General features: G+C 70.7%; 19 protein-coding genes. 12 read left to right on the forward strand and 7 right to left on the reverse strand.

The window, feature by feature from the left end:
- Window positions 1-82 precede the first annotated feature (82 nt).
- A complete protein-coding gene (locus CG723_RS19050) occupies window positions 83-301 on the forward strand; it encodes a hypothetical protein (RefSeq protein WP_100594626.1) in 219 nt (72 codons plus the stop codon).
- Between the two features lie 58 nt (window positions 302-359).
- On the opposite strand, the gene CG723_RS19055 is transcribed toward CG723_RS19050, so the two are convergent.
- Window positions 360-1,295, reverse strand: coding sequence for an SDR family oxidoreductase (locus tag CG723_RS19055; RefSeq protein WP_100594627.1), 936 nt, complete (start codon window positions 1,293-1,295; stop codon window positions 360-362).
- Window positions 1,296-1,515: 220 nt separating this feature from the next.
- On the opposite strand from CG723_RS19055, the gene CG723_RS19060 reads away from it, so the two are divergent.
- A complete protein-coding gene (locus tag CG723_RS19060; protein ID WP_100594628.1) occupies window positions 1,516-1,980 on the forward strand; it encodes a pyridoxamine 5'-phosphate oxidase family protein in 465 nt (154 codons plus the stop codon).
- Between the two features lie 143 nt (window positions 1,981-2,123).
- On the opposite strand, the gene CG723_RS19065 is transcribed toward CG723_RS19060, so the two are convergent.
- Both CG723_RS19065 and CG723_RS46265 read right to left on the reverse strand, forming a co-directional pair.
- The gene (locus CG723_RS19065) at window positions 2,124-3,731 is read right to left on the reverse strand and encodes an MDR family MFS transporter (protein WP_100594629.1); all 1,608 of its coding nucleotides are present in this window, start codon (window positions 3,729-3,731) and stop codon (window positions 2,124-2,126) included.
- Between the two features lie 172 nt (window positions 3,732-3,903).
- Window positions 3,904-4,578 (reverse strand): TetR/AcrR family transcriptional regulator, encoded by a 675-nt coding sequence (locus CG723_RS46265; protein ID WP_159032487.1) that lies wholly within the window; start codon window positions 4,576-4,578, stop codon window positions 3,904-3,906.
- 239 nt (window positions 4,579-4,817) lie between these two features.
- On the opposite strand from CG723_RS46265, the gene CG723_RS19075 reads away from it, so the two are divergent.
- Window positions 4,818-5,378, forward strand: coding sequence for a DUF4232 domain-containing protein (locus tag CG723_RS19075; protein WP_100594630.1), 561 nt, complete (start codon window positions 4,818-4,820; stop codon window positions 5,376-5,378).
- 179 nt (window positions 5,379-5,557) lie between these two features.
- On the opposite strand, the gene CG723_RS19080 is transcribed toward CG723_RS19075, so the two are convergent.
- From CG723_RS19080 to CG723_RS19090, 3 genes are all read right to left on the reverse strand, one after another.
- A complete protein-coding gene (locus tag CG723_RS19080; protein WP_100594631.1) occupies window positions 5,558-6,280 on the reverse strand; it encodes a PP2C family protein-serine/threonine phosphatase in 723 nt (240 codons plus the stop codon).
- Between the two features lie 231 nt (window positions 6,281-6,511).
- Window positions 6,512-6,916 (reverse strand): nitroreductase/quinone reductase family protein, encoded by a 405-nt coding sequence (locus CG723_RS19085; RefSeq protein ID WP_100594632.1) that lies wholly within the window; start codon window positions 6,914-6,916, stop codon window positions 6,512-6,514.
- Window positions 6,917-6,977: 61 nt separating this feature from the next.
- Window positions 6,978-8,462: an MFS transporter gene (locus tag CG723_RS19090; RefSeq protein ID WP_100594633.1), complete on the reverse strand. Its 1,485-nt coding sequence runs from the start codon at window positions 8,460-8,462 to the stop codon at window positions 6,978-6,980.
- A 257-nt stretch (window positions 8,463-8,719) separates the two neighbouring features.
- Between CG723_RS19090 and CG723_RS19095 the strand changes: the two genes are divergently transcribed.
- The 8 genes from CG723_RS19095 (at window position 8,720) to CG723_RS19130 (ending at window position 18,067) form a co-directional block, all read left to right on the forward strand.
- On the forward strand, window positions 8,720-9,166 hold the full coding sequence (locus CG723_RS19095) for a hypothetical protein (protein WP_100594634.1): 447 nt from the start codon (window positions 8,720-8,722) through the stop codon (window positions 9,164-9,166).
- A gap of 120 nt (window positions 9,167-9,286) precedes the next feature.
- Window positions 9,287-10,195: a TIGR03619 family F420-dependent LLM class oxidoreductase gene (locus CG723_RS19100; protein WP_100594635.1), complete on the forward strand. Its 909-nt coding sequence runs from the start codon at window positions 9,287-9,289 to the stop codon at window positions 10,193-10,195.
- Window positions 10,196-10,334: 139 nt separating this feature from the next.
- Window positions 10,335-11,357, forward strand: coding sequence for a LacI family DNA-binding transcriptional regulator (locus CG723_RS19105; RefSeq protein ID WP_100594636.1), 1,023 nt, complete (start codon window positions 10,335-10,337; stop codon window positions 11,355-11,357).
- A gap of 150 nt (window positions 11,358-11,507) precedes the next feature.
- Entirely contained in the window at window positions 11,508-12,920 is a 1,413-nt protein-coding gene (locus CG723_RS19110; RefSeq protein ID WP_100594637.1) for an extracellular solute-binding protein, read from the forward strand.
- A gap of 30 nt (window positions 12,921-12,950) precedes the next feature.
- Window positions 12,951-13,898, forward strand: a complete 948-nt coding sequence (locus CG723_RS19115) for a carbohydrate ABC transporter permease (protein WP_100594638.1) — start codon at window positions 12,951-12,953, stop codon at window positions 13,896-13,898.
- Between the two features lie 32 nt (window positions 13,899-13,930).
- Entirely contained in the window at window positions 13,931-14,806 is an 876-nt protein-coding gene (locus CG723_RS19120) for a carbohydrate ABC transporter permease (RefSeq protein WP_100594697.1), read from the forward strand.
- Window positions 14,807-14,884: 78 nt separating this feature from the next.
- Window positions 14,885-16,486: a glycoside hydrolase family 13 protein gene (locus tag CG723_RS19125; protein WP_100594639.1), complete on the forward strand. Its 1,602-nt coding sequence runs from the start codon at window positions 14,885-14,887 to the stop codon at window positions 16,484-16,486.
- Window positions 16,487-16,636: 150 nt separating this feature from the next.
- Window positions 16,637-18,067, forward strand: a complete 1,431-nt coding sequence (locus tag CG723_RS19130) for a PP2C family protein-serine/threonine phosphatase (protein WP_100594640.1) — start codon at window positions 16,637-16,639, stop codon at window positions 18,065-18,067.
- Between the two features lie 58 nt (window positions 18,068-18,125).
- On the opposite strand, the gene CG723_RS19135 is transcribed toward CG723_RS19130, so the two are convergent.
- Entirely contained in the window at window positions 18,126-19,625 is a 1,500-nt protein-coding gene (locus tag CG723_RS19135) for a DNA-binding protein NsdB (protein ID WP_100594641.1), read from the reverse strand.
- A gap of 233 nt (window positions 19,626-19,858) precedes the next feature.
- Between CG723_RS19135 and CG723_RS19140 the strand changes: the two genes are divergently transcribed.
- The gene (locus CG723_RS19140) at window positions 19,859-21,037 is read left to right on the forward strand and encodes an aminoglycoside phosphotransferase family protein (protein ID WP_100594642.1); all 1,179 of its coding nucleotides are present in this window, start codon (window positions 19,859-19,861) and stop codon (window positions 21,035-21,037) included.
- Window positions 21,038-21,069 lie beyond the last annotated feature (32 nt).

Raw genomic sequence — 21,069 nt, forward strand, 5'->3', positions numbered from 1 at the left:
TGGCGGAACGAGAACGCCACGCGTCCGGCGCCGGGACCCCGTCCGGGTGCGGAGCCGATTCACCTCACGGAAGCTGAGGACTATGGACGAACCTGAAGGATTTCCCCCTGTAGTCGTGCACGCCACTCAGCCCGGCGGGCGCCGGGTGACGATCCGCGGCGAGGACGCCGGGCTGGCCACCGGGCAGGAGGACGTGCTCGAGTTCCTGCGGCGCGCGGGCCTGGAGGACGCGCGGCTGGACGACCCCGAGCTGGTCGAGTGGCGGGGTGGCGGCACGCAGGTGTGGCCGGCGCAGATCTAGACCAACCGCCGAGCCCCCAGCCCCAGCACCCAGCACCCAGCACCCAGCACCCACAGCGTCAGCGGTAAGAGCCCGCATCAGCCGGCTTGCCCGGATCCTGCACCTCGACGAGATAGCGCCATGCGTCGGGCCGGCTCCCGTCGACGTCGGTGAACCCGTACACCTGGGCAAGTGCCCCACTGGACGTCGACTGCCCGTTCCAGCGGGCCACTTCGGGGTCGGCGGCGAGCGCGGCGACGGCCCGGCCGACGTAGAACGGGGTCTCGGAGATGCCGAAGTGCGGTGTCCGTTCCAGGGCGTCGCGCCAGTTGTCCTCGGTGACGCCGTAGTGCCCGAGCATGATCTCCGAGCGGAGCCAGCCCGGGGTGAGGGCGAGGGCTGTGGCGCCCCGCGGACCCAGCTCCTGCCCGAGGGCGAAGCCCATGCGCAGGACGGAGCTCTTGGCGAGGTCGTAGAAGAAGGAGACGCGATAGTTGTCGCGGTTGTATTCAGCCGTGCCGTCGGTCACCTCGACCACGAGACCGCCGGGGTTGCGGAGCAGGAGCGGCAGTGCGTAGTGACTGGTGATGGCGTGTGTCTCGACGGCGAGGCGGAGCAGCCGAAGCCCGTCGTCGAGGTCGTGCTCCCAGACCGGGGTGTCCCAGGCGAAGAGGTTCTCGCCGCCCCAGATGTCGTTGACCAGCACGTCGAGCCGACCCTGTTCGTCGGCGATGCGGTCGACGAGGGCCTTGACCTGGGCGGACTCCAGGTGGTCGGTGGGCACGGCGATACCGCGTCCGCCGGCCGCGGTCACCAGGTCGGCCGTGTCCTCGATGGTCTCCGGCCGGTCGTACTCGGAGCGCCGGGCCCGCGTGGTGCGCCCGGTCACGTACACCGTGGCGCCGGCCGCGCCGAGTTCCACGGCGATGCCCCGTCCCGCGCCGCGGGTCGCACCCGCCACGAGGGCGACCTTGCCGTCCAGCCGGGCGCTTCCGGTCCCGGGTTCCTGCGTCATGAAGCCGCCTCCTCGCTGCTGCCGGACAGGCCGTCGTGGCCCGTCCTCGGTTCGAGCATGACCCGAAATCAGGACACCGAGTGTCGCCATTCCTGAGCGGATGACGGCGATGACGACGCCCAGAACGTGAAGCGCCTTCTCGCCCATCGGTCACATTCCAGGGCCGACCCGTGTCATAACAGTGACCAGGGAACCCGCCCGATGCGACAGGGAGACGCCGATGCAACCCGCCCGGACCGCGAAACAGCGCAAGCAGGACACCCTCGACCGGCTCGAACGCGACGAGGACGTATGGGTGGCCACGGCGGACACGTCGGACGGGGAAGGCGCGACGCCCTATCTCGTGCCGCTGTCGTTCCTGTGGGACGGTTCGACGCTGCTGCTCGCCACCCCGGCGGCCAGTCCCACGGGACGCAATCTGCGGTCCGCGGGGCGGGCCAGGCTCGGCATCGGGCCGACGCGTGACGTAGTCATGATCGAGGGCACGGTACGGACGCTGACGGCCACGGAGCTCCCGGACGACGTCGGTGACGCGTTCGCGGCGAAGACAGGGTTCGACCCGCGCGGGCTGACCTCGGAGTACCTCTATTTCCGGGTCACGCCGCAGCGGGTCCAGGCCTGGCGGGAGGCCAACGAGCTGGCGGGCAGGGAGCTGATGCGGGAGGGCGAGTGGACCGAGGACTGAACCACCGGCACCGCCGCACGAGTTGAAGCCCACCGCCACTCACCGCACCCCGAGCCCGAAAAACACAGAACGCGCCCGCCGAATACCCCTTCGACGGGCGCGCCCAGCGCCACACAAACAGCCGGCTGACCCGACCGACCGACTCAGCCGGCGGCAGGCTCCAACTCCTTCTCCTCGCCGCCCGGCCGCGCCGTCTCGTTCTCGGCATGCCAGTCCTCGTTGTCGGCGAGCGGCTTCTCCTTCAGCACGAAGGCGAGGACGAGACCGACCGCGAAGACGGGCACCAGGTACAGGAAGATCGGCACGAGTGCCTCCTGGTACGAGGAGACAACCGTGGCGCGCAGGTCGGCCGGCAGGGCCCGTACGAGCGCGGGCGTCAGTGAGTCGCTGTCGCCGACCTTCGACGCGGCGTCCGCGGGCAGGCGCGTGGCGAGCTGGTCGGTGAGGCGGCTGGCGAAGACCGCGCCGACGACGGCGGTTCCCAGGGTCGCGCCGATCTCACGGAAGAAGTTGTTCGCGGAGGTGGCGGTGCCGACCTCGGCGCCCGGGAAGTCGTTCTGCACGGCGAGTACGAGGGTCTGCATCATCAGGCCGACACCGGCGCCCGCGAGTCCGACGTACAGGCAGACCAGCCAGACCGGGTCGCTCACGTCGAGGCGGGACATCAGGAACGCGACGAGCATGATGATGACCGTGCCGACGATCGGATAGACCTTGTAGCGGCCGGTCTTGCTCATGATCGCGCCGGACGGCAGCGCCGTGGCCATGATGCCGACGACCATCGGGATGAGCAGCAGCCCCGACTCGGTGGCCGTCTTGCCGTAGACCATCTGCAGATACGTGGGCATGTAGCCGACGATCGCGAACATGCCGAGGCCGATGACGATCATGCCGAGCAGCGTGGCGACGTTGAAGATCGGGCTGCGGAAGAGGTGCAGCGGGATGACCGGCTCGGCGGCCCGCTTCTCGGCGACGAAGAACAGCACCCAGGCGACGACCGCGCCGACGCCGAGCCCGATGACCAGCGGGTCGGACCACGCGTACTGCGTGCCGCCCCAGCTTGCGAACAGCACGGTGCAGGTGACGGCGGCGGCCATCAGGGCGGTGCCGAGGTAGTCGAGAGTGACCTTGACGGCCTTGCGCGGCAGCTTGATCGCGACGGCCGCGACGAAGAAGGCGAGGATGCCGAGCGGAAGATTGACCCAGAACGCCCAGCGCCACGAGTGCTCGTCGGTGAACCAGCCGCCGAGCAGCGGCCCGACGACCGAGGAAAGACCGAACACGGCGCCCATGGGGGCCATGTACTTGGCGCGCTCCCGGGGCGGAACGAGGTCGGCGATGATCGCCTGCGAGGTGATCATGAGGCCGCCGCCACCCAGGCCCTGGAGGGCGCGGCCGGCGACGAGGGTGCCCATGTTCTGGGCGAGCCCGCAGACCACGGAGCCGACCAGGAAGAGCGCGATGCCCGCGAGGAAGATGTTCTTGCGGCCCATGAGGTCGCCGAGCTTGCCGTAGACCGGCATGCCGATGGTGGCGGCGAGGATGTACGCGGTGGTGATCCACGCCATGTGCTCGATGCCGTTGAGCTCGCCGACGATGGTCGGCAGGGCGGTGCTGACGATGGTCTGGTCGAGCGCGCCGAGCAGCATCGTCAGCATCAGCGCGCCGAAGATCAGCCCGAAGTTGTGCGGCTTGGCTATGCCGTCCTCAGGGGCGGGATCGGAGCCCGCCGGTGCGGGGGCGTGGGTCATGCTCAGGTCTCCGTACGTGAAGGGATGGGGTGCGCGGCGCGCGAGCGGTCGCCGCCCGGGGAGGCTGGGGAGCTTCGGGGCTCGGGTGGGGAGTCGTGTGGGGGCCTTGCGCGGGGAGCGCGCGCACCGGTGCGGTGGGGGCCGCAGCCGGGTCGCGCTTCGGAGCCGCGCCTCAGGCCTCCCGTTCGGTGGTGGCGTGTGGGAAGTCCGCCGGGGAGAGGAGGCCGCGCAGGGCGGTGAACGAGTCGCGCACCGAGGCCGCGGGACCGTCGGGGTGCTGCTTGTCGCGGGCCCATCGCATGAGGCCGTTGCGTACGGCGGTCATGGCGATCCCCGCGAGAAGAGCGACGGTCTGCCCGTCGGGGGCGTCTCCGGTGCGGCGGGCGATGGCGCCGGCGAGATCCCGTTCGAGCGCGTCGCACTCGGCGAGGAACGCGCCGAGGGCCGAGGGCACCTTCTCGACGATGGCGAAGACGTCCTCGAACGCTCCGGCGCCGGGCGCCATCTCGTCCACGTGCGTGGCGAACACCTCGCCCAGGTCCCGCAGCACGGCGTCCGGGTCGCGGCCGGGCGCGGAGACGAACTGCTCCGCCTCGGCCTCCGTCAGGCCACCGGGCCAGGCGAAGAGCGCGGTCTCTTTGGTGCGGAAGTAGTTGAAGAAGGTCCGCGGGGAGACGCCGGCCTCCTTGCTGATCATCTCGACCGTGACGTGTTCGAGGCCGTGTTCACGGGCCAGGCGGACCGTGGCGGCGTGCAGTTCGGCCCGGGTCTGGCGCCGTCGCCGGGCGCGCAGCCCTTCGGCCGGCGCCTGCTCGCGGACCGCCGACGTCGCGGTGCCTGATGTCATCACGCCAAAGATTCTTGCACACACTGCAATCTTTGCGCGCACTGCATCTAGGGCCCATGAACCCTCGGCACCCGTGGTCACGTCAGCGACGCAGGCGCCGGCTCGGACACCGGCTCAGGCGCTGACACGGGCACTGACATGGGCACTGACATGGGCAGAGGCATCCATCCGAGCTAGGCTCCTTAAGCGTCATTTCAGGTGAAATGCGAAAAGCCACCGTTCGCCGGGAGACCAGACTGATGCCCACTCGCACCGTTCTCGCCGCCGCCGCGCTGCTCGTATCCGCGACCGGCGTGTCAGCCACCGGCGCCTCCGCCGCGTCGGCCGACCCCCGCCCCGCTCACCCGGCCGCCGCCCTCAAGCAGTGCGCGGAGAACGCGCTGACGGTGCGGGCGGCCGCATCGGGCGAGGACCACGTCCTGCGCCTGAGCGTCAAGAACCACTCCTCGCACGCCTGCCTCGTGGGCCACGTACCGCTGGTCACTTACGGCGATCTGGACGGGGCCGCCGTCCCGTTCCCGCTCTCCGGGAGCGCCACGTACAAGCTGGACGCGGGGAAGACCGCCCACGCCGCTGTGCGCTCCCTGTCCGCGAGCGGTGACGCCGATGCCCGGTCGGTCGGCTACGTCGTGGTGGCTGCGAATCCGGAACACCATGGGCAGAAGTTCACCGCCGCCTCACTCTCCGAGCCGGGCGGGCTGCGCGTCTGGTCGCCTGTGACGACGCTGTGGCAGCCGACGCGGGACCTGGCGGACGAGGTCCTGGCCGAGTCCGTCGGCGCAGGGGCCCTGAAGCTCTGATCCCGCCTCGAACACTCGCCCCAGGTCTTTCGTGTGGATCAGGCCGGATCAAGGAGCGGGGTCATGGGAGTCCCCCCGCTCGAGTGCAGCCGAGAGCTCGGGGGGAATCGGCCACTGACGACAACGCCGCGAGGTGCGGCACCAGACCCCGCGAGCCCGGCATGATCCGAACGAGAGCCCTAGGCCGCGGCCCGGACCGCGAGGAGTGAGGCGTCGTCCTGGAGCCGGCCCTCCGCATGGCGGAGCAGGTCGGCGGCGAGGGCGTCGGTGAAGTCCTCGAGGAGCGTGTTCTCCAGGGCCGCGGCTCGCTCCGCCAGCGGGTAGAACGCCCCGCGCGCGTCCCTGGCCTCGCTCACTCCGTCGGTGTAGAGCAGCATGCACTCCCAGGCGGTGGCGGGCACCGGTTGGGCGGCGCACCAGCCGGAGTGCAGGTCGAGCAGGCCGAGCGGTGGCGCGGGCGCGGGGACCGCCGCGTGGACGGCGGCGCCGTCGCGCAGCAGGACGGGCGGCGGGTGTCCGCAGCAGACCAGTTGGGCGGATCCGTCGGGTGCGACGCTGAGCAGGGTCGCCGTGACGAAGCGGTCGGGTTCGTCGGAGCGCGCGACCAGCGAGTGCAGCCGTACGGCGATCCCTTCCAACCGCGCCTCGCGGACGGCGAGATCGCGCCAGGCACATAAGACACTGTCCGCGGTACGGGCGAGCGCGCGGCCCTTGCCCATGACATCACCCATCAACAGGCGTGTGCCGTAAGGGGATTCAACGGCTCCGTACACGTCGCCGCCCGCCGCCGCGGGGCCTGTCTCCACCGGCGCGACGGTGGCGTTCGCCAGGTGCCGGGCGCTGACGCGCAGCGTGCCGACCCTCTCGGGCAGAGGAGAGACCGGCTGGGAACGGGCAGTCATGCAGGGACCTTCCGGGGTGCGGCCGGACGTGCTGCCCGACGTGACGCGCCGCGCAAGTGTAGCCAGTCGAGCGCACCCGGTAACCGATTGTCACCGAATCCGACCAACGGATTCCGCTGCCCCGAAGTCATCAACTTCGTGCTCGCACAAGCCAGTTCACGTATCCGCACCGCGGGCCTCCGGCCTCGCCACACCCATGCCGCGCCGGCACCCGCGCGCGGACGGCGTGCCTCAGTCGGTGAGGTCCGTGAGATCGGCCCGCAGCGTCAGCAGGTTCGTGCCGAGGGTGCGCACGGCGGCGCTGTTGTACCGGGGCAGCCGCTTCAGTCGCGCGCGGGCGTCGTCGTCCGGCAGAAGGTGTGCCGTGCCGGTGTGCCAGCGTCCCTTGATCCGTACACGGATCTTCGGGTCGGCCTGGATGTTGCGCACGTACTGCGACTTGTCACCGTACTCGGACACCCACCAGAACTCGCGGCCGACCAGGAGGCCGCCGACGGGGGTGCGCCGGGGCAGCCCGGACGTGCGGCCGGTGGTCTCCAGCAGGATCTGGCCGGGGAGCCGGGAGAGGAGCGGGTTGCCGATACGCCGCTGGAACGACGTCACGGCCCTGAACTTGAACTCGCGATACCGCGACATGCGCGTCCCTCCGCCGGCACTGTGACTACCCGCCGCACTCTAGGCGACCCGGCGAACCGGGTCAGGCAGGCGCCTTCGCCGGGGAGGCGGCGGGTGCCGGGCGGGGCAGCGCCAGGGCCGCCGCCACCGCGAGCGCCCCGACGACCGCGGCGGTCAGCCAGCCGTGGCGGAACGCCGTGAGGGCCGCTTCCGCCGTACGGGGCTCGCCGATGAGGCCGACCATCACGGCCACCCCGAGGACGGAGCCCGTCTGCCGGGCCATCGTCGTGACCGCGGACCCGGTGGCGAACCGGCCGGGCGGCAGCGCCGTGGCGGCCGCCCCCACGAGGGTCGGCAGGGCGAACCCGACACCGACGCCGGTGATGAGCATGCCGGGCAGGAACGCGGCGGCGTAGTGCGGCGACGTGTCCAGGGCGAGGGCCCACCACACGAGGCCGCCGGCGAAGAGGAGGCAGCCGGCCGCGGCCGCGCGGCCGGCGCCGAGGCGTCGCACGACGGGTCCTGACGCGACGGCGAGGACGGGGACGACCAGCGGGCCCGGCGCGATGGCCAGTCCGGTACGGATCGCCGAGTAGCTCCACACCTGCTGGCACCACAGGACGGAGGTGAGGAGCATCGCGGCGAACGCCACGGTGAAGAGGAGTGCGGCGAGCGTCGCGAACGCGAAGGCCGGGATGCGCAGGAGCGGCAGTTCGACGATGGGGACCGGGTGCCGGGCCGAGCGCAGCCAGAACGCCGCCGCGAGGATCACCGCGGCGGCCAGTGAGCCGAGCACGCGGCCCGAACTCCAGCCCCACGCCTCGGCCTTGACGAGACCGAGCGCCAGGGAGCCGATGGCGAGCGTCAGAAGGACGGCGCCCGCCAGGTCCGGCAGCGGGCCGCTGCGGTCGGGACGGTCGGCGGGCAGCAGCCGCACCCCGGCCACGAGGCCGGCTATCCCGACAGGCACATTGACGAGGAAGACCCAGCGCCAGTCGGCCTCCACGAGCAGCCCGCCCGCCACGGGGCCGAGGCCCGCGGCGATGCCCCCGATGGCCGCCCAACCGCGAATGGCGCGCGGGCGGCGCTCCGCCGGGGTGGCGACGAGGAGCAGCGCGAGTGATGTCGGCATGAGGGCGGCGGCGCCCGCAGCCTGGAGCGCACGCGCCGCGACCAGCCAGCCCACGTCGGGTGCCACGGCACACAGCGCGGAGGCGACGGTGAACACCGCGAGGCCGAGCAGGAATCCGAGGCGGTGTCCGTACCGGTCGGCGAGGCGTCCGGCGGCCACGAGCAGGGCCGCGAACACGATCGCGTAGGCGTTGAGGACCCAGGAAAGGGAGGCGAGCGAGGCACCGTCGAAGGAGGTGGAGAGGGCGGGTACGGCGACATTGACGATGAACAGGTCGAGGTTCACGACGAAGACGCCCGCGGAGACGATCCACGCGGTGGCGGATCCGGTCCTGCCGGTAGCCGGACCGCTTGCGCCCGAACCCGCCTCCGCCTTCGACGTCGAAGTGCCCGATTGCGCGTCCGAGCTCGCGGTCGACGCGTCCGCCGCACCCATTGAGTTTGCTTTTCCAACCGTCATGCACGGCAACCTAGCGTGAGTGAGTTTGATATGACAACCCTGCAGTTGGGAGCGCAGGTGGATGCTCACTCCCCGCACCCCGATGCGCCGTGTCGTCGCCGCTCGCCACCGGACACCCCGCCGTCACGTCCCTCTCGCCCACCCCCGGAGCCCACCCCTCAAGCCCAGCTCCGAGCGAACGACCACACCTCCATGCGCACCCCCTCCGCGTCCGACTCGCGGCCCTCGCCGTCGTGGCGCCGGCCGGCCTCGCAGGGCCCGCCGCCACCCCGGCGCAGGCCACCGACAACGTGCCGTGCCACAACACCGTGAAGCGGGACCTGACCGACCCGTCGTCCGGGCGCACCTGGCCCGGGACCGCCGTCATGTACTGCAACCTCACGCGCGGCCACGTCCCGGTCCACGCGAGCCGCTCCCCCGGCTCCCCCGTGGTCGGCCATCTGACACAGGGCGGCGCGGCCAACTGGTTCGTCACCGAGATGAAGGGCGAGACGTACCGGGACGGCGCCGCGGAGAACAACTGGTGGGCCAGCACCCGGGCGGACAACGGCCGTTGGGGCTGGACGCCGGAGGTGCACTTCGCGGGCGGCGGCAACTACGAGGACGACGCCAGCCTGTTGATGCCGGGCTCCTACACCTGCGCCAACACCTGCGCCCCCGTGCCCTTCCGGGCCCGCTGACCCTGCGGCGTATCGGGGGTCGGGCGCGGTCGTGATCCCCGGTACGCCCGACCGGGCACCCACCCCGGCTCGACAACCCCGGTTCGACAACCCCGCCCATGATCATCAAGACTGCGGATCATGCGATTCGGCGTGAACCTTCTCAATTTCGGCTCCGGCACCACCCCGCGAACCCTCGAGCGCCAGGCGACGGACGCCCGCGCACTGGGCTTCACATTCGCGATGATCTCCGACCACATAGCCGTCACCCCCGACGTGCACGAGGTGTATCCCGCCCCGTTCTACGACCAGTTCGTCCTGGCCGCGCATCTCGCGGGCCGGGTCCCGGGGCTTCAGCTCGGCACGACCATCACCGTCATCCCGTACCGGCACCCGCTCCAGACGGCGCGGCTCGCGGCCAACATCGACCAGCTCAACGACGCCGGGTTCATCCTCGGCGCGGGCGTCGGCTGGTCGGCCGCCGAGTACCGCGCGCTGGGCGTCCCGTTCGAGGAGCGCGGCGCCATCACCGACGAGTACCTGGCCGCGATCCGCGCCGCCTGGGCGCAGGACCCGTGCACCTTCGAGGGGCACTACGTCTCGTACGAAGGCATCCGTACGGCCCCCGCCCCCGCTGCCGCGCAACTGCCGGTCTGGGTCGGCGGCGACTCGCCCGCCGCGCTGCGCAGGGCCGCGCGGCTCGGCGAGGGGTGGCACCCCTTCATGCCGACGCTCGAGGGCCTGCGCGCGAAGCTGCCGGTCGTGGCCGCCGAGGCCGAGAGGGCCGGGCGGCCCGTGCCGGCGCTCGTGCCGCGGCTGCAGATCGCGCTCGGGGCACGGCCCGACACCGAGGACCGTCCGCTCGGCCACGGCAGTCTCGACCAGGTCCGCGGCGACCTGCACGCGCTGGCCGGACTCGGCGCCACGCACGTGCTGTTCGACACCTATCCGGGCGGCCCTGCCGCGCGCGCCACGGCCGACGAGGACCGCCGGGTCCTGGAGGTCCTCGTGGAGAAGGTCGTCGACCCGGCCACGGGCGACGTGCGCTGACGCCGCCATCCCCTGAACGGATACGTTCCATGCCCAGGGCACCTGTCAGCACCTCTCAGAACCTGCTCACCGCGCCCTGGGCAACCGTTCACCGAACTTACGCAAGCAGACTGCAATTCTTGCGCTAATCTTGCGTTCCATGACACGGAGACTTGCTCAGGTGGCACAGAAGGTCGGCGTCAGCGAGGCGACGGTCAGCCGGGTGCTCAACAACAAGCCCGGCGTCTCGGAGGCCACCCGGCAGGCCGTGCTCACGGCCCTGGACGTCCTGGGCTACGAGCGGCCGACCCAACTGCGCGGCGAGCGCGCCCGCCTGGTCGGGCTCGTCCTGCCGGAGCTGCAGAACCCGATCTTTCCCGCGTTCGCGGACGTGATCGGCGGCGCGCTCGCCCAGCAGGGCCTCACCCCCGTCCTGTGCACCCAGACCAATGGCGGCGTCTCCGAGGCGGACTACGTGGAACTGCTGCTCCAGCAGCAGGTGTCCGGCGTGGTGTTCGCGGGCGGCCAGTTCGCCCAGGCGGACGCCCGCCACGAGCACTACCGACTGCTCTCGGAACGCAAGGTCCCCGTCGTCCTCGTGAACGCGGCGATCGAGGACCTCGGTTTCCCCTGTGTCGCGTGTGACGACGCCGTCGCGGTCGAGCAGGCCTGGCGGCATCTGTCCTCGCTCGGCCACGAACGCATCGGACTCGTGCTCGGCCCGGACGACCATGTGCCGTCGATGCGCAAGCTCGCCGCCGCGCGGGGCGTGGTGCGGGCAGCCGGCGGGACGCTGCCCGAGGACGCCGTCGAGCGGGCCATGTTCTCGCTGGAGGGCGGCCACGCGGCGGCGGCGCGCCTCATGCGGCGCGGCATCACGGGAATCATCTGCGCGAGCGACCCGCTGGCGCTCGGCGCGGTGCGGGCCGCACGGCGTGAGGGCCTGCGCGTGCCCGACGAAATCTCGGTGGTCGGCTACGACGACTCGGCGTTCATGAATTGCACGGAACCGCCCCTCACCACCGTGCGCCAGCCGATCGAGGCGATGGGCCGGGCCGCCGTCGAGCTGCTGGTCACGCAGATCCAGGGCGGCTCGGTGACGCCCGGTGAGCTGCTGTTCGAGCCCGAACTGGTGGTGCGCGGCTCCACGGCACAGGCTCCGTCCCGCACAGCCGTGGCATAGTCAGTTTTTTGCGGAGTCTGCACAACATCTTGCGGGCGACTGTTCGCGGTGGTTGAGTGTGCCGCGCCCCGGCTGCTCGATAGCCGTAGGCCTTCCTGCGGTTGTCGTCAGCCGTGGGCCCTCCATGCTCATGCCCGAAGGGGACCACCGATGAGAAGCTCCTGGTTCCGCCCTACCCGCCATACCTCCGCGGCCGCGGTCGCCGCCGTGCTCACCCTGACCTCCCTCGCCGCCTGCGGCACCAGCAGCAGCGACGACAACAGCGGGGCGGGCGGCGGCTCGAAGGCCGGCATTTCGGCTCCGCTGGATCCGAAGACCAAGGTCACGCTCACCATCGACTGCATGCCGCCGGCGGCGAAGGCGGCCGAGCTCAGGGAGTGGAAAGAGGACGTCAAGGAGTTCAACAAGAAGTACCCGAACGTCACGATCAGCGGGAAGTCGACGCCGGGCCAGTGCGAGGAGCCCGCCCGCTTCACCGCCCAGCTCAAGGCGAAGTCCCAACCGGACGTCTTCTACACGTACTTCACCGATCTCCAGCAGGTGCTCGACAACAACGGCGCCGAGGACATCTCCGCCTACGTGACACCCAAGACCGTGCCGGCCCTGAACTCCATCGACCCGAACGTCCTCGGCGTCCTGAAGAAGGACCGCAAGCTCTACGGGCTGCCCACCAGCAACTACACGATGGGCCTGCTGATCAACCGCAAGCTCTTCGAGCGGGCCGGGCTCGACCCGGACAAGCCGCCGACGACCTGGGAAGAGGTCCGCGCCGCCGCCAAGAAGATCGCCGGCCTCGGCAACGGCATCTCGGGCTACGGCGAGTACAGCGCGGAGAACACCGGTGGCTGGCACTTCACCGCCGCGATGTACGGCCTCGGGGCCGACGTCGTCTCCGCCGACGGCAAGAAGGCCGCGTTCAACGACGCCACCGGCAAGCAGGTCGCCCAGCAGCTGCACGACATGCGCTGGAAGGACGACAGCATGGGCAAGACGCAGCTGCTGAAGTGGGGCGACCTCCAGAAGCAGATCGCCTCGGACAAGCTGGGCATGTTCCTCGCCGCGCCCGACGACATCACGTACATGGTCCAGCAACTGGGCGCCGACTACGAGAACTTCGGCATGGGGCCGATCCCCGGCGGCAAGGCCACCCTCTTCGGCGGAAACGACTACATGATCAAGAAGGGCTCGTCGCCCGACAAGATCAAGGCGGCCGTCGCCTGGCTGAACTTCAAGAACCTCACCCCGGGCAAGGGCCAGTTCCAGTGGGACCGCACCAAGGCTGACAAGCTGCCCGTGGGCCTGCCGCAGCCGAACTTCTTCACCGGTGACACCAAGGCCGAGGACCTCGCGTCCCGCACGGAGAACGCGACGATGCCCGTCGAGAACTTCAAGCCGTTCCTGGCTAACACTGTGCCCGGCAAGGCGGAGCCGCCGAAGGCGCAGGAGGTCTACAAGGTCCTCGACAACGTGATGTCGGGCGTCCTCACCAACCGCAACGCCGACATCGACAAGCTGCTCGCCACCGCGGAGCAGCAGGTCAACCAGGTGCTGGCCAACCAGTAGCCCACGGCACCTGCACCCCGAGGAGCGACCATGTCGGCCCCCACGCTGTCCAAGAGCTCGCCGGCGCCCGCCCGTGCGCCGCATCAACTCCCCGAGCGGCGCGGCTCGTTGGCCCGAGCGGTGAAGCGCAATCTCTCCGCCCACGGCTTCCTGATCGGCGCGGTGCTCTGCTTCTCCTTCTTCTCCTGGTATCCGATGGTCAGGGAGTTCTTCCTGGCCTTCCAGAAGAACAAGGACGGCAGGACCACCTGGGCCGGCTGGTCCAACCTCTCCTACGTCTTCAACGACCCGGCCTTCTGGCAGGCCTGGCGCAACACCCTCCTGTTCACGGGACTCGCGCTCGTGCTGGGGTTCGCGGTGCCGTTCCTCGTGGCGGTCCTGCTCAATGAATTCCGGCACGGCCAGGGCTACTTGAGGATGCTCGTCTACCTTCCGGTCATGCTTCCGCCGGTCGCCTCGGTCCTGCTGTTCAAGTACTTCTACGACCCTGGCTACGGCCTGTTCAACAGGATCCTCGGCATCTTCGGGATACCTGACCAGCAGTGGCTGCAGTCCACGAGTACGGCGATGGTCTCCGTGGTCATCGCGGCGACCTGGATGAACATGGGCGGCGCGACCCTGATCTACCTCGCCGCCCTCCAGGGCATCCCCGGCGAGCTGTACGAGGCAGCGGAGCTGGACGGCGCCGGACTCTGGCGCAAGATCTGGCATGTGACGATCCCTCAGACGAGGTTGATCCTCTCGCTGATGTTCCTCATGCAGATCATCGCCACGATGCAGGTCTTCACCGAGCCGTTCCTGCTCACCAACGGCGCGGGCCCCGAGGGCTCCACCATGACCGTCGTCTACCTCATCTACCAGTACGCCTTCAACTTCAACAACTACGGCGGCGCGGCAGCGCTCGGCCTGGTCCTGCTCGTCCTGCTCGCGGGGTTCTCCGCGGTGTACGTACGCCTCAGCCGCACCCAAGAAGACTGACCCGCACGGGAGTTCACATGGCTACCGACACGATGCGTCCCCGGACCCTGATCTCGCCGGCCCAGCTCGGCAGGCGGCGCGGCAAGGTCGTCTACTGGGTCGTCTTCGCCCTGGTGACGGTTCTCTTCACGCTGGTCTTCCTGGGGCCGATGTACTGGATGGTCAGCGGCGGCCTCAAGACCACGCAGGAGTTCGTCAAGTCCCCGCCGACGCTCGTACCCACCAGCGTGCACCCCGGCAACTACGGGGACGCGTGGCGGGTGATGGATCTGGCGAAGCTGCTCGGCAACACGCTGTACTACGCGTTCGGCGCGCTCGCCTTCCAGCTCGTCCTCGACGTCGCAGCGGCCTACTCGCTGTCCAAGCTGCGGCCCCTGTTCGGCAACGTCATCCTCGGCATGATGCTGGCGACGCTGATGATCCCGGCGACGGTCCTGGTCGTGCCGCAGTACCTGACCGTCCTCGACGTGCCGATCTTCGAGCGCAATCTGCTCAACAGCCCCTGGGTGATCTGGCTGCCGTCCGTCACCAACGCCTTCAACATCTTCCTGCTCAAGCGGTTCTTCGACTCGATCCCGCAGGAGCTGCTGGACGCGGCGTCCATCGACGGGGCGTCCGCGCTGCGGACCCTGCGGTCCGTGGTGCTGCCCATCTCGCGGCCCATCCTGGGCGTCGTCTCCATCTTCGCGGTCGTCGGCGTGTGGAAGGACTTCCTCTGGCCGATGCTGACGCTGCCCGACCCCGGCAAGCAGACCCTGAACGTCGGCATCTACTCGCTGGCCAGCGGCGTTCCTGAGAACTGGCTGATCGCCGCCCTCACCATCGCCTCGCTGCCGACCCTGATCCTCTTCCTGCTGTTCCAGCGCAACATCATGAGCGGTCTCACCGCGGGCGGCCTCAAGGGCTGACGCCCGCCGCCCCTCCCCCGTACGCCGCCTCCGTGACGGCGCGCCCCGGCACGCCCTCCTGCCCGAAAGGACCACTACGTGGCAGCCCCCCATACCCCAGACACCGGCGACTGGTGGCGTTCCGCCGCCATCTACCAGGTGTACGTACGCAGCTTCGCCGACGGCGACGGAGACGGGACGGGCGATCTCGCGGGGGTCAGAGCCCGACTGGGCCACCTGGCCCGCCTGGGGATCGACGCGATCTGGTTCACCCCCTGGTACCGCTCCCCGATGGCGGACGGCGGCTACGACGTGGCCGACTACCGGGCGATCGACCCGTCGTTCGGCACGCTCGCCGAGGCGGAGAAGCTCATCGAGGAGGCGCGTGACCTCGGTATCCGCGTCATCGTCGACGTCGTGCCCAACCATGTCTCCGACCGGCACGCCTGGTTCAGGGCCGCGCTCGCGGCGGGCCCGGGCAGCCCCGAGCGCGAGCTGTTCCACTTCCGGCCCGGCCGGGGCGCGCACGGCGAACTGCCGCCCAACAACTGGCCGTCCCAGTTCGCCGGCGAGACCTGGACCCGCGTCCCCGACGGCGAGTGGTACCTGCATCTGTTCACGCCCGAGCAGCCGGACCTCAACTGGGCGCACCCCACGGTGCGTCACGAGCACGAGGAGGTGCTGCGGTTCTGGTTCCAGCGCGGCGCATCGGGCGTACGCGTCGACTCGGCGGCACTCCTCGCCAAGGACCCGGCACTCGCCGACGCCGCCGAGGACGACACGAGCGGCTATGTGGACCGCGACGAGCTGCACACGATCTACCGCTCATGGCGGGCCGTCGCCGATGAGTACGACGGCGTACTCATCGGGGAGCTGTGGGTCCCCGACCCCGAGCGCTTCTCCCGCTATCTGCGCCCCGACGAGCTGCACACGGCCTTCAACTTCGACTTCCTGTCACGCCCTTGGGATGCGTCGGAACTGCGCGAGTCCATCGACATGACGCTCGCCCACCACGCGCCGGTGGGGGCTCCCGCGACCTGGGTCCTGTGCAACCACGACGTGACACGGACGGTGACCCGCTACGGCCGGACGGACACCACGTTCGCCTTCGCGTCGAAGCGCTTCGGCACGCCCACGGACCTGGCGCTCGGCACCCACAGGGCGCGCGCGGCGGCGCTGCTGTCGCTGGCCCTGCCGGGGGCCGTCTACCTCTATCAGGGAGAGGAGCTGGGCCTGCCCGAGGCGGAGGTTCCGCCCGGCCGCATCGAGGACCCGATGCACTTCCGCTCCGGCGGCACCGACCCGGGCCGCGACGGCTGCCGCGTGCCCCTGCCCTGGACGCAGGACGGACCCTCGTACGGCTTCGGGTCAGCCGGGGAGCCCTGGCTGCCGCAGCCGGCGGACTGGGGGACGTACGCGGCCCATCGGCAGGACGCCGATCCGGGCTCGATGCTGTCGCTCTACCGCGAGGCGCTTCGCCTGCGCCGCACGGAGCCGGGATTCGGCGACGGGCCGATGCGCTGGCTCCCAAGTTCCCCTGGCGTACTGGCTCTTGCCCGGGGCGAGGGCCTGGTCTGCGTCGTCAACTTCTCCGATCCGGCCGCTCCGCTCCCGGCGCATTCACGTCTTCTGCTGGCCAGTGGCCCCTTGGACGACGAGGGGCGGCTCCCACGGGACACGGCGGTGTGGCTCCGCGTCTGAACCGGACGCCCGGGAGGACTCAGGTATATGCCAGAAGCATCACCGCACCGGGTGTTGCCAAACCCCTTACGGGGCCTGTCCGGCTGTGCAACAGTCATTACCGGTCCTTCCGTCAGTCTTGGTCGTGCCGCGCCTGTATCGGAGTACGTCATGCCTCCCCATGTCTTCGCGGACCGCCCCGCCGCCCAGCCGCCGGAGCACGGTTCGGTCGACGCGCTGATCACGCAGACGCGTCGGCTGCTCGGTGATGTCGACGCCGTGCGCCGCGAGGCCATTTCGGACGACGGTGACCCCGAGCGACGCTGGCAGCGTGCCCTCTACGAGCTCGCCGTGCACCAACTCAGCGATCTCGACAAGCACTTGGCGCAGCTGCGCGACGGGCCACCGCGCCCGACCGTGGATTCGCTGATCCCCGAGGCCCGCGACTGTGCGCCTGCCGAGCCGCCGAGCGGTTCCCTGCTCAGCCGCGTGGGCAGCGCCGAGTGGAATCTCCTCACCGACGAGGCGAGCTGGTCCGGGGAACTGTTCCAGATCCTCGGCCGCAGCCCCGACGCACCCCCGCTGACCCTCGACGAACTCCCGTCCGTCGTGCACACCGATGACCAGGCCATGCTCACCAGGATGGTGACGGACTGTCTCATCGAGGGGAAGCCGATCGACGGCGAGTTCCGCATCCTGCGTACCAACGGCACCGCCCGCACTGTGCACATGATGGGCGAGCCCGTGCTCGACGCCGACGGCTCCACCGCCTCGATGTGGGCGGTCCTGCGCGACGTCAGCGAGCTGCGCCGCACCCAGCGGGCCGTACGCGAGACCCATGACTCGCTCCAGCGCCGGCGGCACATCGAGCAGACGGAACACCGGCTCGCGGTCGAGCTCCAGGAGGCCGTGCTGCCGCCATGGCGTGGCTCCCTGCGGTTCTCCCAGGGGGCACCGCACGACCTCGACCTCGCGGCCCGGCATCTGCCGTCGTCGACGGGCGAGCCAGTCGGCGGCGACTGGTACGACGCGCTCGAACTGCCGGACGGACAGACCCTGTTGAGCGTGGGCGGCCTGACCGGACACGGCGTGGCCGTGACCTCCGGCGTGGCGATGCTCCTCGGCGCCCTGCGCGGCATGGCCGTCACGGGGACCCGCCCCGACGAGCTGATGGGCTGGCTCAACCAGCTGACCGACACGTCGGTTCAGCCGTCACTGGGCAGCGCGGTCTGCTGCCGCTACGATCCCCGGTCGCGCACGTTGACCTGGGCGCAGGCGGGACACCCCGCCCCGCTGCTCTTCCGCGACGGGGTGGGGCGTGCGCTGACGCCGCCGGAGGGCGTGCTGCTCGGAGCGACACCCGGTGCCACGTACGGGCTGGCCGAGGAGACGCTCCGCGCAGGCGATCTGCTGCTGCTGCACACCGACGGCCTGGTCCCCCACCGCAGCGGCGCCGCGGCGGCGAACAGGCTCCTCGATCTCGCGCCACGACTCGCCGAGGCCGCCACCGCGCAGGACTGTGTGCGGACGGTCTTCGAGGAGTTCGCCGCGCACGAGCGCGCGGACGAGGCCTGTGTGCTGGTCGCCAGGATCGGCTCCTGACGCGGACAGCTGGTTGCAGACAGCTACTTGTTGAATCCGGGCCACGTGCCCCGGAGGGTCACGCCTGGGCGCGCTTGCCCCCCGTGGGCTTTCCGGGGGTCTTCGGCAGCGCGAGCTTGATCTCCTCACGCAGGTCCACGATCTTCGGGTAGGTCGCGTACTGCCCGGTGAGCCGGTACATCTCGCGGAGCCGGTCCCAGGTGCGATGGGAGGAGTTGGCCCCCATCGACACCAGCGCCAGGCGCGCGTACCGGTCGGCCTGCTCCGGGTCGTCGGCGATGAACAGGGCCGACGCGAGCGAGATGTAGTCGAAGATCTGCGACCGCTGCCGCCCGTTCGCCCGCAGTTCGAGGGCTTCCTTGGCGTGGCGCTGCGCCGTGTTCGCCGCGGCCGGCTCGTGGTCGGCGAGGGTGCGGTACGCCAGGGCCTGCATCCCGTGCAGGTCCGCCTCGTCGAACATCTGCATCCAGCTGGGCGGCGGGACGTCGCCCTTGTCGGAGACGAAGAGGTCCTCCGCCTGGCCGAGGGTGCGCCGCATGGCCTGACCCTTGCCCATCGACGCCTGTGCCCAGGCCTCGATGGTGTAGAGCATCGCCCGGGTACGCGGCAGGGTCTGGTCGCCGGATCCGGACTTGGCGAGCTTCATGAGGTCGAGTGCGTCGTCGGGCCGGCCGAGGTGCACCATCTGACGGGCCGCCCTGGACAGGGCCTCCCCGGCGCGCGGCCGGTCGCCGCCCTCCCGCGCCGCGTGCGCGGCGATGACGAAGTACTTCTGGGCCGTGGGTTCGAGGCCGACGTCGTGCGACATCCAGCCCGCGAGGACGGCCAGGTTGGCGGCGACGCCCCACAGGCGCCGCTGGAGATGGTCGGGGTGCCGGTAGCTGAGCATGCCGCCCACTTCGTTGAGCTGGCCCACCACCGCCTTGCGTTGCAGGCCGCCACCGCGGGCCGCGTCCCAGGCCCGGAACACCTCGACGGAGCGCTCCAGTTCCTCGATCTCCTGCGACCCGATGGGGGCGGCCTCATAGCGGTCGAACCCAGCGGGGTCGGCGTGCAGGGGGTCTTCGAAACGTGGGGCGTCGGCCGCGAGGGCCGGATCGGTGTGCAGCCAGTCATGCATGGCGCCGCTGAGTACAGATCCTGTGGCAAGCGCGGCACCCGCGCCCACCAAGCCGCGTCGGTTGAGCATGAGGTCCATTCCCGTGAATTCGGTGAGGACCGCAGCTGTCCGCTCGGGCGCCCATGGCATTCCGTCGGGGTGTTGCACAGCCCCGTCGTCACGCCGTTTCCCCGTGCGCCCGTGCCGGACCAGACCGAGGTCCTCGATGGTCACGACACGGCCGAGTCGCTCGGTGAACAGCGCCGCCAGCACCCGTGGCACCGGATCGCGCGGGATCTCTCCCATGTCGATCCAACGCCGCACCCGTGAGGTGTCGGTCGACAGCTGTGGGTGGCCCATGGCCGCCGCCTGCCGGTTGACCAGCCTCGCGAGCTCCCCCTTGGACCAGCCGGCGAGGCCGAACAGGTCGTTCAGGCGGGTGTTGGGTTGTCCGTTCACGTCAAGCCCCCAGGTTCTCGGCTGAGTTGACAGTAACCCTCTGTCAGTTGCAGAGCGACTATTCGCCAGGGTTCGCCAGGGTGCGCCAGATGGTGTGCCAGTGGGCACCGGGTGTCAGGTAGGAATGCGCCACCCCGACCCGGTTGCCGCGGCTCACTCCCCAGGGTGCACCACGGTTCCCCGGGGCGGGTGGCGCAGGCAAATCGCAGGCACACGAAGGGATCTGTTCGCCCATGTACGCAGCATCGTCCTCCGTGTCCGCCCCGCCCCGGCCGCTCTACGCCCGGCCCCCGGCTCGCGGCAACGGCCGCGCAGGGGAGGCCCCACCGGCGGGCGGCGGCCCGTATCTCGACCCCGCGCGACCTGCGGCCGCAGCGCTCGGCTCCGGTCGGACCAGGCGCGTCCCGGGGCTCGGCACCCAACCGCTCAGCGGGAGACTCGACTTGTCCGGCCCCCAGGGGGCGCAGCTGCGCACGGCGATCGCCTCGGTGCACCGGATCTGCCCGGAGTTCAATCCGGTGCAGGTGCTGCGCCGCAGTGGACGGTCCGTGTTGCTCGTCGGCACCACAGGGCGCAGCACCGCCGTCGCCAAGTGTTTAGTGGACCACTCCCCGATCTGGGCCGAGCGGATCCGCCACGAGATAGCTGCATACCGCTCGTTCGTCCGGCACCGGCCACCGGTCCGGGTGCCGCGGCTCATCGCCGCGGACCCCGACAACTGCACGCTGGTGATCGAGCGGATGCCCGGCCGGGTCGCCGCCCTGCAGCGGCACCCGGCCGAGGCACCGCCCCGGGCGGACGTGCGGGCCGCGCTCAGCGCGATCTGCCGGCTCAACCTCTGGCGTCCGCCGGCCGGCACGTTCAACGCGCCGCTCGACTACGCGGACCGGATCTCCCGCTACCACGACCTCGGGCTGCTCACCGACCGGGACATGGGCGATCTGCAGAAGCTGCTGCACGGCATCGCGCACTCGTCGGGCCGCCAGGGCATGGGCCAGTTCTGTCACGGTGACGCACTGCTGTCGAACATCCTGCTGTCACCGGCGGGCCCGGTGCTCGTGGACTGGGAGCACGCGGGCTGGTACCTGCCGGGGTACGACCTGGCGACGCTGTGGTCGGTGCTCGGTGACGCGCCGGTGGCGCGCCGCCAGATCAGCCAGCTCGCGCAGTCCGGCGGTCCCGCGGCGCGGGACGCGTTCCTGGTGAACCTGATGCTCGTACTGACGCGGGAGATCCGGACGTACGAGACGGCCGTGCAGCGTTCGATGCACGACACGACCCCGGCGGCATCGGGCACGGCCCCGCACGGTGCTGCGCCGTCCGGCGAGGAACAGCGGCTGCTGCTGAGGCGGCTGCACGACGACTGCCAGCTGGCCCGCAGGGCCGTGCGTGCGGCGGTCGGCACTCGCTGAGGGGACAGGAATCCGCGGTGCGCCAGGACAGC

It is taken from the genome of Streptomyces sp. CB01635 (genome assembly GCF_002803065.1).
GTDB lineage: Bacteria > Actinomycetota > Actinomycetes > Streptomycetales > Streptomycetaceae > Streptomyces.

What these genes read in the sequence shown, in the direction of transcription:
- CG723_RS19050 (WP_100594626.1), top strand. Translation starts at nt 83, where the DNA reads ATGGACGAACCTGAAGGATTTCCCCCTGTAGTCGTGCACGCCACTCAG.
- CG723_RS19055 (WP_100594627.1), bottom strand. Translation starts at nt 1,295, where the DNA reads ATGACGCAGGAACCCGGGACCGGAAGCGCCCGGCTGGACGGCAAGGTC.
- CG723_RS19060 (WP_100594628.1), top strand. Translation starts at nt 1,516, where the DNA reads ATGCAACCCGCCCGGACCGCGAAACAGCGCAAGCAGGACACCCTCGAC.
- CG723_RS19065 (WP_100594629.1), bottom strand. Translation starts at nt 3,731, where the DNA reads ATGACCCACGCCCCCGCACCGGCGGGCTCCGATCCCGCCCCTGAGGAC.
- CG723_RS46265 (WP_159032487.1), bottom strand. Translation starts at nt 4,578, where the DNA reads ATGACATCAGGCACCGCGACGTCGGCGGTCCGCGAGCAGGCGCCGGCC.
- CG723_RS19075 (WP_100594630.1), top strand. Translation starts at nt 4,818, where the DNA reads ATGCCCACTCGCACCGTTCTCGCCGCCGCCGCGCTGCTCGTATCCGCG.
- CG723_RS19080 (WP_100594631.1), bottom strand. Translation starts at nt 6,280, where the DNA reads ATGACTGCCCGTTCCCAGCCGGTCTCTCCTCTGCCCGAGAGGGTCGGC.
- CG723_RS19085 (WP_100594632.1), bottom strand. Translation starts at nt 6,916, where the DNA reads ATGTCGCGGTATCGCGAGTTCAAGTTCAGGGCCGTGACGTCGTTCCAG.
- CG723_RS19090 (WP_100594633.1), bottom strand. Translation starts at nt 8,462, where the DNA reads ATGGGTGCGGCGGACGCGTCGACCGCGAGCTCGGACGCGCAATCGGGC.
- CG723_RS19100 (WP_100594635.1), top strand. Translation starts at nt 9,287, where the DNA reads ATGCGATTCGGCGTGAACCTTCTCAATTTCGGCTCCGGCACCACCCCG.
- CG723_RS19105 (WP_100594636.1), top strand. Translation starts at nt 10,335, where the DNA reads ATGACACGGAGACTTGCTCAGGTGGCACAGAAGGTCGGCGTCAGCGAG.
- CG723_RS19110 (WP_100594637.1), top strand. Translation starts at nt 11,508, where the DNA reads ATGAGAAGCTCCTGGTTCCGCCCTACCCGCCATACCTCCGCGGCCGCG.
- CG723_RS19115 (WP_100594638.1), top strand. Translation starts at nt 12,951, where the DNA reads ATGTCGGCCCCCACGCTGTCCAAGAGCTCGCCGGCGCCCGCCCGTGCG.
- CG723_RS19120 (WP_100594697.1), top strand. Translation starts at nt 13,931, where the DNA reads ATGCGTCCCCGGACCCTGATCTCGCCGGCCCAGCTCGGCAGGCGGCGC.
- CG723_RS19130 (WP_100594640.1), top strand. Translation starts at nt 16,637, where the DNA reads ATGCCTCCCCATGTCTTCGCGGACCGCCCCGCCGCCCAGCCGCCGGAG.
- CG723_RS19140 (WP_100594642.1), top strand. Translation starts at nt 19,859, where the DNA reads ATGTACGCAGCATCGTCCTCCGTGTCCGCCCCGCCCCGGCCGCTCTAC.